General features: G+C 61.9%; 11 protein-coding genes. 2 read left to right on the plus strand and 9 right to left on the minus strand.

Going from position 1 to position 10322, the window contains the following annotated elements:
• Positions 1-830, plus strand: an 830-nt coding sequence (locus AC5E6N_RS20800) for a crotonase/enoyl-CoA hydratase family protein (protein ID WP_491749607.1), incomplete at its 5' end; no start/stop codon positions are given.
• Here the strand turns inward: AC5E6N_RS20800 and AC5E6N_RS20805 are convergent.
• The 5 genes from AC5E6N_RS20805 to yajC form a co-directional block, all read right to left on the minus strand.
• The gene (locus AC5E6N_RS20805) at positions 816-1289 is read right to left on the minus strand and encodes a hypothetical protein (RefSeq protein WP_491749608.1); all 474 of its coding nucleotides are present in this window, start codon (positions 1287-1289) and stop codon (positions 816-818) included. The two genes, AC5E6N_RS20800 and AC5E6N_RS20805, sit on opposite strands and share 15 nt — an antisense overlap.
• Before the next feature lie 76 nt (positions 1290-1365).
• A complete protein-coding gene (locus tag AC5E6N_RS20810; RefSeq protein WP_491749609.1) occupies positions 1366-2223 on the minus strand; it encodes a phytoene/squalene synthase family protein in 858 nt (285 codons plus the stop codon).
• Between the two features lie 15 nt (positions 2224-2238).
• Positions 2239-2625, minus strand: a complete 387-nt coding sequence (locus tag AC5E6N_RS20815; protein ID WP_491688580.1) for an Mth938-like domain-containing protein — start codon at positions 2623-2625, stop codon at positions 2239-2241.
• A gap of 4 nt (positions 2626-2629) precedes the next feature.
• Positions 2630-5200, minus strand: coding sequence for a protein translocase subunit SecDF (gene secDF, locus AC5E6N_RS20820; protein ID WP_491749610.1), 2571 nt, complete (start codon positions 5198-5200; stop codon positions 2630-2632).
• A 78-nt stretch (positions 5201-5278) separates the two neighbouring features.
• Positions 5279-5620, minus strand: a complete 342-nt coding sequence (gene yajC, locus AC5E6N_RS20825; protein ID WP_491688582.1) for a preprotein translocase subunit YajC — start codon at positions 5618-5620, stop codon at positions 5279-5281.
• Between the two features lie 184 nt (positions 5621-5804).
• Between yajC and AC5E6N_RS20830 the strand changes: the two genes are divergently transcribed.
• Positions 5805-6686, plus strand: a complete 882-nt coding sequence (locus AC5E6N_RS20830) for an ATP-binding protein (RefSeq protein ID WP_491749611.1) — start codon at positions 5805-5807, stop codon at positions 6684-6686.
• 78 nt (positions 6687-6764) lie between these two features.
• Here AC5E6N_RS20830 and AC5E6N_RS20835 read toward each other — a convergent pair whose 3' ends face one another.
• The 4 genes from AC5E6N_RS20835 to AC5E6N_RS20850 form a co-directional block, all read right to left on the minus strand.
• Positions 6765-8495, minus strand: coding sequence for a peptidoglycan DD-metalloendopeptidase family protein (locus AC5E6N_RS20835; protein ID WP_491749612.1), 1731 nt, complete (start codon positions 8493-8495; stop codon positions 6765-6767).
• A 145-nt stretch (positions 8496-8640) separates the two neighbouring features.
• Positions 8641-9294 carry a protein-L-isoaspartate(D-aspartate) O-methyltransferase gene (locus AC5E6N_RS20840; RefSeq protein ID WP_491749613.1) on the minus strand — a complete coding sequence of 218 codons (654 nt, stop codon included), beginning with the start codon at positions 9292-9294 and terminating at the stop codon, positions 8641-8643.
• A complete protein-coding gene (surE, locus tag AC5E6N_RS20845; protein WP_491749614.1) occupies positions 9291-10046 on the minus strand; it encodes a 5'/3'-nucleotidase SurE in 756 nt (251 codons plus the stop codon). Before surE ends, AC5E6N_RS20840 begins: the two co-directional genes overlap by 4 nt.
• A gap of 23 nt (positions 10047-10069) precedes the next feature.
• Positions 10070-10322, minus strand: a 253-nt coding sequence (locus tag AC5E6N_RS20850) for an aminoacyl--tRNA ligase-related protein (RefSeq protein WP_491749615.1), incomplete at its 5' end; no start/stop codon positions are given.

The following is a 10322-nucleotide window of genomic DNA, read 5'->3' on the forward strand; positions in this document are numbered from 1 at the left end:
CGTCATTTTTTCTGGTCGATCGGCAGGGTCCGGTCGTCAGGCTCTCGATGAACCGGCCGGAAAAGGCCAATGGCATGACGCCGGACTTCTGGACCGAGCTGCCGCGGCTTCTGCAGTTCCTCGACTGTGACGAAACCGTCCGTGCCGTGGTGCTGACCGCAGAGGGAAAGCACTATACCGGCGGGATGGATCTTGCATCCTTTGCATCCGTTGCCGCACTCTTTTCCGAGGAGCCCGGACGCGCCGCCTACGCGTTTCGCGACAAGATCATGCAGCTTCAAGGCGCACTTTCCGCCATTGAGAAGGCGCGGTTCCCGGTCATCGCCGCCATCCACGGCGCCTGCATCGGCGGCGGGATCGACATGATCTGCGCCTGCGACATCCGGCTGGCCACGCAGGATGCCTGTTTCGCCATAGAGGAAATCAATATCGGCATGGCTGCGGACGTCGGCACGCTGCAGCGTCTTCCGAAACTGATCTCACCGGCCATAGCCGCCGAACTCGCCTTTACCGGCCGCCGCTTCGGCGCCGAGGAGGCACATGGCTTCGGCCTCGTCGGCAGCCTGTCGAGCGGCCGCGATGCCCTGCTTTCAGCTGCCATGGACATGGCGCGGCAGATCAGCGCCAGATCGCCGCTGGCAATGGCCGGCGTCAAACGCAACCTGACCTACAGCCGGGATCACAGCGTCGAGGACGGGCTGGACTATGTGGCAACCTGGAACGCGGGCATGCTGCGTGCGGAGGACCTTACCAGGGCCGTCCAGGCATCGGTTGCGAAGAAAGAGGCGGTCTTCGCAGACCTGCTCGCCGAAGGTTCACTGGTGATCTGAGGCCGGGTCAGGGTTTGTCTGTCCGGCCACCACGGTGAATCCGCCGCACAGCCAAAGCGAAACCTCGGCCGCCTGCTCGGCGCTCGAAAACTCAAAGCGGCCTTCGCTCCCTGAGAGGCCGGGAAACCGGACATTGATCACCTGCCGGCCGCTGGGATCGCCAACCTCCAGCGTCTTCGGCTCCAGGAGCCGTGCAGCCATGTGGAGCGAACCCTGTTCGACAAATCCGACCCGGCCATCGGCAAGGCGCAGGAATGAACAGCGACCGTCGCTGGTGGTGATGACATCTCGTACGGCTATGTCGGGATGGGCTCTCGAAAATGCCAGTATCACCGATCCGGTATCGTCGTCGATTTGCCCGGGCGCATCCGCAGAGCGCCGCCAGCGCAGGTAGGCCAGAACGCCCACACCGGCGAGGATGACAGACGCCAGCAGCCAGAATCCGCCCGGAATTTGCATCGGTTCGTCTCCAATCGGATGTTGGCGATTATGCGCCTTGATGTGTTTAATCACAATCGGGTCGGAAAAACCCCGGTCAGAACCTGCCGCGCGCCGCCGCGCGCCAGTAGCGCCACTGCCGTCGCCATTGGGAAATCTCAAGCGGCGTGCTGAGGACCGTGGCACCGGCCCTTTCGGCGCGGTTGTAGACCTGTTCGGCTGTTGCCACGGGAAGAAAGGCGGAGATACAGCCCTTCGGAAGACCGGAAAACTGGAGACGCGCCTGTGCCAGATGCTCGCGGCCCAGCGAGATAAACGCCGAAACGGCCTGGCTGACGGCGTCGGTATCTGCGCCGGAGAGAAATGTGTCCCGGCCGAGCCCTGCTGCCCTCAGCAGATCGCCGGGGATGTAAAGCTGACCGCGCGAGCGGTGGATCGGCAACAGCAACAGCGTGCCTGCCACGAATTGCGCAACACCGGCATGGCCTGCCGCGTCGGCGGAATGCCGCGCCGCGTCAGGATCGATCACATTCACACACAGCTGTAAAAGGGTTGACGCGGTTTCGCCCGCATACCCCTCGAAGGCCGTCCGGTCCGGCATCGGATCATCATAAAGGTCGAACTGGCGCGCGGCGATCATGTTGAGCAGCGGCGCCTTCGGCAGATTGTGATCGGCGATCGCCGCCATCAGCGACGCCGCGATCGGATTGGCCTCCGCACTGCCGTGGGTCTCTCCGTCCAGCAGATCGCGCCACCATTGCAGGCGCACCTCACCCATCATCGGCTCGGTGATGTTTTCGCGCACCCGCGCGATTTCAAGATTGAAGGCGTAAAGCGCGCTGATGGCGCCGCGTTTTTCATCCGGCGTCAGGAGGGCGCAGAGATAGCGGTCCCTGTCCCCTGCCCGCAGCGCCGCAAGGCATGTTTGTTCGAGGAATGACCGGTTGTCCGACACGCGCGTCCGGCCGCTTCACACGGCGATGAGCGCGGCAGCGACGGCACGGGCCTCGGCAAGCATGACGTTGTAGGTCCGAACGGCCGCGCCGGTGCTCATCGGGTCGGATATGATCCGCGCATCGCGAAGTCTGATCTTCAGTTCCGGCGGCAGGCGACGGATTTCAAGCCCGGTACCGACAAGCAGCACCTCGATGTCCCGCGCCTCGTCGAACACACGTTTGAACATCGGAACATCGAGCGCGCTGTCGGTGGAGGCATTCCACCCGTGAATGCCTGAAGGCAGGCACAGCAATGATCCGCGATGGGACATGTCGGCAAAACGGAAACCGCCGTCGCCATAGGCGTCGATGGGTGCCCTGTCCGGAAAATGCGCTTCGCGGATCTCTATGCCTCTACCCATCGCCTCAGGCCGTTCCGGGCGCAGGCCCCTTGCTTTCCTTGCTCGGTTCATCGTCCTTGCCCATCCCGGCCTGGAAGCTCTCGCCGCGCAGTTTGAACAGGATGAGGACCGGCGCCGCGATGAAGGTCGACGAATAGGTGCCGATGACAACGCCGAAGATCATTGCAAAGGTGAAGGAGCGGATGACCTCTCCGCCGAATATGAACAGCGACAGCAGTGCCAACAGCGTGGTGACGGAGGTCAGAACGGTTCGCGACAGCATCTGGTTGACCGACAGGTCGAGGAGATCCGGCAATGGCATCTTCTTGTATCGTCGCAGATTCTCCCGGACGCGGTCATAGACCACCACGGTATCGTTGAGCGAATAGCCGACGATGGTCAAAACCGCCGCGATACTGGACAGGTTGAACTCCACGCCCGAAATCACGAACATACCGATGGTCAGGATCACGTCGTTGACCGTGGCTATGATCGCGCCGAGCGCGAACTGCCACTCAAATCGGAACCAGATATAGATCAGGATCGCAAACAGCGATGCCAGAACGGCGATCGTGCCGGCACGCGCCAGTTCGCCGGACACGGTTGGCCCGACAACCTCGACCCTCCGGATCGTATAGTCGGCCTCCAGATCGCCGCGCACCTTGGTGATGACGGTCTGTTCCGCATTTTCTCCGGCGCCCTGTGCCTGAACACGGATCAGAACCTCTTCAGGCGAGCCGAATTCCTGAACCTGGACATCGCCGAGATTGAGCTGCGACAGCCGCGAGCGGATATCGGCCACATCGGCCGGCCCGGATTTCGACTGCACCTCGATGACCGAGCCGCCCTTGAAGTCGATGCCGTAATTCATGCCGACGGTGGCGAACAGAACCAGCGACCCGATGGCCGCGGCGGCGCTGAACATGAAGGTGTATTTGCGCAGCCACATGAATTTGTAGTGCGCATTGCCGAACAGTTCGGCAAGCAGACCTCTCGGCAACGCCTTGGGCCGGCTGCGGCGAACCCACTCGGCGATCATCCACCGCGTGACGGTAAAGGCGGTGAAGACGGTTGTGACGATACCGATGGCAAGGGTAACCGCGAAGCCGCGAACCGGTCCGGAGCCGAGATAGAACAGGATCACCGCCGCAATGAGCGTGGTGATGTTGGCGTCGAGAATGGTCGCGAACGCCCGCTGGAAGCCGGCATCGATCGCCTGGATCAGCGATCGCCCTCCGCGCCGTTCCTCGCGGATACGTTCATAGATCAGCACGTTGGAATCCACCGCCATACCGACGGTCAGAACGATACCTGCAATGCCGGGAAGCGTCAGCGTCGCGCCGATGACGGTCAGCAGGGCAAGGATCATCGTTACGTTGAAGATCAGCGCCAGATTGGCGATCAGGCCGAGGAAACCATAGGCCGCGAATATGAAGCTGACGACCAGGATGGCGCCGATAATGCCGGCAATCTCACCAGCCGCAATCGAGTCCGCGCCAAGTCCCGGCCCGACCGTCCGGTCCTCGATTACCGTCAGCGTGGCGGGCAGTGCACCGGCCCGCAACAGGACAGCAAGATCGTTTGCGGATTCGACATCAAAGTTACCGGAGATCTGGCCCGAGCCACCCAGGATCGGTTCATTGATCACCGGTGCCGTGATCACCGCATCATCAAGGACGATGGCAAAGGGATAACCGACATTTTGCTGCGTGATCTGACCGAAACGTTGTGCGCCGGCCGTATCGAAACGGAACGTGACGATCGGCTCGTTGGTCCGCTGATCGAACCCTGCCTGCGCATCGACCAGATTGTCTCCGGACAAGAGCGGACGCCGCTGCAGCAGGAACGGAATCGGCGGATCGTCATTTGAGAAAACGATTTCCGAGGAAACCGGAGGCCGCCCGTTGAGCGCTTCTTCCGCCGGCATGGAACGGTCGACCAGATGGAATGTCAGCTTCGCCGTCTGGTTCAGGATGTCCTTCAAACGTTGCGGATCGTCGAACCCGGGCACCTGAACGAGAATGCGGTCGGAGCCCTGGCGCTGGATAACGGGTTCGGTCGTTCCGAGTTCGTCCACCCTTCGGCGCACCACCTCGATCGACTGTGAGACGGCGGACGAGATACGATGGTCGATCCCCTCCTCGGTCAGCGTCATGCGCAGCAGTCCGGGCTGCGGCTCATCGAGTTCCGCCTCGCGCAGCGCTCCGCCGCCGAGCAGGCCGGCATTCACGAGCTGCGTCAGTTCCGAAAGCGCGTCCTTGGCCTGCTCGATATTGGCCGAATCGCGAATGCGCACCTGGGCGACAAGATCATTGCCGGACAAGCCCGTATAGCCGATCCCCTGCTCGCGCAGCAGACGCCGCATATCGTCGACGATGGTCTCAAGCCGCTCTTTTTCGATATCCTCGCGTTCAACCCGCAAGAGAATGTGGGAGCCGCCCTGCAAATCGAGACCGAGCGTCAGCTGTTTTTTCGGCATCCAGTCGGGCAGCGCCGCCAATTGCTGCTGCGACAAAAGATTAGGCGCGGCGAAGACGACACTGGCCAGGATCGCAAGCCAGATCAGAGTGGTTTTCCAGCGGGAAAAGTACAGCATGGTGTTCTCGGTTCGTCGGGCAGTCGGTTCGGGCTCAAGTCAGCCAAGTGGCGGAAATTCAACCGCCATTTGATTACTCTACTTGCTTTGCGCCGTTTCTTTGACGGGCTCGCCCTTCACTTTCACGTCAGCCAGCATGGAGCGCACGACGCGCACGCGCAGCCCTTCGGCAATCTCGACCTCAACCTCGGTGTCATCCACCACCTTGGTCACCTTGCCGGTGATGCCACCGCCTGTAACCACCTGATCGCCGCGGCGAACGTTTGACAGCATCTCCTGGCGTCTTTTCATCTGCTGGCGCTGCGGCCGGATGATCAGGAAATACATTATGACAAAGATCAGGATAAACGGCATGATCGACACAAGTAGGTCGCCGCCGCCTCCCCCAGCAGCCTGCGCATATGCCGGTGTTACAAACATAGAATAGCTCCTCTTAAGCGGGTTTTTACCCTGCTGGCATCAAGGCCGCAGCAACCGACCCTTTGCTGTGCCAGATATAGTGTCGCGGGCACTATTGCAACTGCCCGCGCAACCGGTCCGCCCTTTTCGTATGCGCATCATCATGCTACCGCACAATCGGATTTTGCCGGAAAAGGGAATTGCCGTGAGCAAGGCAACGCTTCAAACACTGCTTGAGGAAATCCAAAGGCTTACAACGGCGGTCGAGGCCCTGTCCGGTCCCGCGCCCGTTGAAATCGACCTGACGGCGGCGGACTGCTTCATCTGGGATCCTCCCGCCAGCCATCTTCAGCCGGTGGCAAAGCCGAACCGGATCGATATCGGCCTGATCCGCGGTGTCGACCGGGTTCGCGATATCCTTCACGACAACACAAGGCGGTTCGCCGAGGGTCTGCCCGCCAACAATGTCCTGCTGTGGGGCGCGCGCGGCATGGGCAAGTCGTCACTCGTGAAGGCCACACATGCGGCTGTCGTTGCGCAGACCGCCGACGCGCCCCATGCATTGAAGCTGGTCGAAATCCACCGCGAAGACATCGACAGCCTGCCCCGGCTGATGGCCCTTGTGCGCGGCCTGCCGGAGCGGTTCATCCTGTTCTGCGACGATCTGTCGTTCGACCATGACGACACCACCTACAAGTCGCTCAAGGCGGCGCTCGAGGGCGGGCTCGAAGGCAGGGCGGAAAACGTCGTTTTCTACGCCACGTCCAATCGCCGGCACCTCATGCCGCGCGACATGATGGAGAATGAACGCTCGACCGCCATCAACCCTTCCGAGGCCGTGGAGGAAAAAGTCTCCCTCTCGGACCGGTTCGGTCTCTGGCTCGGGTTTCACAAATGCAGCCAGGACGAATATCTGGAAATGGTCGGCGCTTACGCAAAACACTACGGCCTCGATATGGATGACGAGACCCTGCGCGCCGAAGCGCTGGAATGGGCGACGACGCGCGGCGCGCGCTCCGGCCGTGTCGCCTGGCAGTTCATCCAGGATCTGGCCGGGCGTCTGGGCAAGCGTTTTCCGGACAGTTGATCTTGGGCGCAAAACGGCAAAACCGGACCCGCAGGGAACACGCGGGCCCGGCCTTTTCTGCCTGAGACTGGAGTGTCCCTACTCGAGATACGTCATCGGATCGACGGGTTTGGCGTCTTTCCTGATCTCGAAGTGCAGCTTTGGAGCTTTGGCCTGTCCGCTCATTCCCGAAAGAGCGACAACCTGGCCACGGCTGACACTGTCGCCGCGTTCGACGATCAGTTCGCTGGCGTGGCCGTAAACGCTGACCAGGCCGTTGGCGTGACGCACCAGAACCGTCTTGCCGTATTCCTTCAGACCCGTACCGGCATAGATCACGACACCATTCTCCGCCGACTTGACCGGGGTCCCCTTCGGCAGCGAGATGTCAATCCCGTCATTTCTGTTGCCGTTGTCGACCGACCCGAAAGCGCCGACGACCTGACCGCGGGCCGGCCAGCGCAATTTGTCGATTCCGGTGGTTTTGGGTGCATCCGCCTTGACGGCAGCCGCCTTGCTGATTTTCTCGGTGGTCTTCTTCTGCGCGGCATAGGTCGACACGCTGGCGGCCGAGGCCGGTTTCTTTTCCGGCTTGCTTGCGACGCTCACGGTCTGAACGGCATCGACCGAGGATGCCGACTGCGGAACCCGTAGTTTCTGGCCGATCCGGATCTTGGAATCCTCAAGGCCGTTGACCTTCTTCAGCGCCGAGACCGAAATACCCGTGCGCGCGGCAATCGCGCTCAGCGAGTCGCCAGACTTGACCGTATATGTGCCCATGGCGGATGCAATTGCCGGACCGGCCGGTTTGCTCCTTTGCTCCTTGGCCGTGCGTTTGCTCGCGGATGCCTGGCCTGCATCATTTTGCGAAACGGCATCACGGGTCGCCGGTGCCGCGGGAAGGACGGCGGCCTGACGCACCGGCGCGGGCACCGGAACCGGCACATTGTCGGGCCTCGCCTCGCCCTGGTAACCCGTGCTTGCGCGCGCGGCGCGCGTCTTCGGGTTGTTGTCCGGAGCCGAAACCGGGGCCGTCCGCGAATAGACATAGGTCGGGATCACCACGACCTGGCCGACGGCAACCTTTGACGGGTCGGCAATATCATTGGCTTTCATGATTTCGCGCGCGGGCACGCCATAACGGCGTGAGAGATTGTAGATCGTCTCTCCGGGCGCCATCTTGACACGCGTGCCGCCGATCGTGGACCAGCCGCCGACAACGTTGTTGGAGGCCGACTGGGCCTTGCGGGCGGCAGCGCTCGCCGGTGATGTTCCGGTGATGATCGGATCCACGGGAATGCCGGCGGAGGAGCCGAACGCGGCGGTCTGTTGCGGAGCGGGATAAGGCGTCGGAATTTTTTTCACCGGCATCGTGACGGTCTGCTGCGTGACGAGCGGAACAGGCGCAAGCGCGATATCGCGAACGCGTGGCTGGACGGCAGGCGCCTGTCTCAGGGGCTGGCGCTCGACAGCCTGCGGGGTCGCGGAGAGCCGGACCGGCTGCGGCACTGCACCGGAAGGCCGCGCAAGCGCCGGTGCGGAACCCGGGATCGATCCCGTATAGGTGTTGTCGTAGGCGGCCGGCGCACGGGCACTCATATCGCCGGGATAGGGCTGCTCAAGCGCGGAAGCGTCCGATTGAGGTCGAGATGCCGGACCCGCGGGCGACGCGCTTCGGCCAAGAGGCGCCGGAACGGTGCCCGTGAAGATCCCGTCCTGGAAGCGCGTCACTTCGGAACTGCAGCCGGCTGCAAGACTTGCAAGACAAACCGCGCCGGTCAGCTTGCTGACGGCGCGCGAAGAAACGGCGGGCATTCTGATACGCATCATACGAACCCATTTACGCAAAACAACTGGACTCATCTAACAGCGTTAAGGTTACTGGCGGGTTAAGCACAAAGCAAAAATTTCAACGGCATGGAAACGCGGAATCAGCGTGCTCCGAACACGGCGGTCCGGGTGTTTGCAAACCTGTTTACAGCACGGCCGCGCATCCGGGCAGCAAGGGCTGGAACCGCACCGGAAAGAGGTCTTCGCGTTCGAAGCGGCTGCCGATTTTTGTCAGCCTGACCAGCATTTGCGGCTGATCGGGCGAACCGATCGCGGCAATCATCCGGCCGCCTGACACCAGCCGGTCCGCAAACGTCCGGGGCATCTCTTCAAAGGCCGCCGTGACCAGGATCCTGTCGAAGGTTCCTTCCTGAGCCGAGCGCTCCTGTCCGTCGCCGGTCTCGACAACGATGTTGGAGAAGCCGAGATGGGAAAATCGCTGCGCGGCGAGCTTGGACAGCGTGCGATAGCGATCGACCGTCACCACCCGTTCAACGATCCTGGAGATGACGGCGGCGGTAAAACCCGAGCCGGTGCCGACCTCCAGCACCCGCTGTCCCGGTTCGAGCTCCAGCAGGTGAAGCATCTTCAGCGAGAGATCCGCGCTCTCCATGGCCTCGCCGCATTCAATCGGAATGGTCCGCGGCGCATAGGCCTGATCCACATGGGCCGGCGGCGCAAAAAGGCTCCGCGGCGTCTGCTCCACAGCCATCAGCAATTGTTTGTCGGAGATGCCGTCGGCACGGAGCCTGAGAACAAGCGCCGCGAAGCCCTCTTTCTCGCTCAGTCCGCTTTTCAACCCAGCGCCTCCACAATGCGCTGCTGGACGTCGTAGTCGGTCAGGTCGAGTTTGAGCGGCGTTACCGAGATTCTGTTCTCCATTATCGCGGCGAGGTCCGTGCCCGGAACATGTTCGGTGGTCTTGTGCGAAAACCGCAGCCAGTAATAGGGAAAGCCGCGCGCATCCTCGCGCCGGTCAAGATCGATGCCGTGCACGAGCTTGCCCTGCGCGGTAACGACCGTGCCGTCGATATCGTCAGGCGCGCAGTAGGGGAAATTCACGTTGAGAAACGTACCGGCCGGCAAATCGATATCGATCAGCTTGGCAAGCAGCTCCGGCGCCGCCGCCTCGCTGGTCTCCCAGGGAACGATGCGTCCATCGACCCAGCGATAGGCCTGGCTCAGCGCAATCGAGCGGATACCGAGGAGGGTTCCCTCGATGGCTCCCGCCACGGTTCCCGAATAGGTGATGCCGTCGGCGATATTCACGCCGGCGTTGACGCCGGAAAGGATCAGGTCGGGCGGGTTGTCCATCAGATCGCGCACACCCATGATGACGCAATCCGTCGGAGTGCCCCTCAGCGCAAAGTGACGATCGGAGATTTCACGCAGTCGCAGCGGCTCAGACAGGGTCAGTGAATGCGCAAGGCCGCTTTGATCCGTTTCCGGCGCGACGACCCAGATGTCCTCGGAAAATTGCCGTGCGACACGCTCAAGGACCGCCAGGCCCTCCGCATGTATTCCATCATCATTGGTCAGCAAAATCCGCATTGAGCCGTTTCTTTCAGATCTGGTCAGTCAGCACGTTCGATGCGTGTTATGCCGCCCATATAGGGCAGCAATGCTTCGGGAATGCTGACCGAGCCGTCCTCGTTCAGATAATTTTCCATAATGGCGATCAGCGCCCGCCCGACGGCGACGCCGGATCCGTTCAGCGTATGGACAAATTGAACACCCTTCTCCCCGGCCCTGCGGAAACGCGAATTCATCCGCCGCGCCTGGAAATCGCCGCAGTCGGAACAGGACGAAATTTCGCGATACCTGTCC

The organism is Hoeflea sp. (assembly GCF_984452065.1).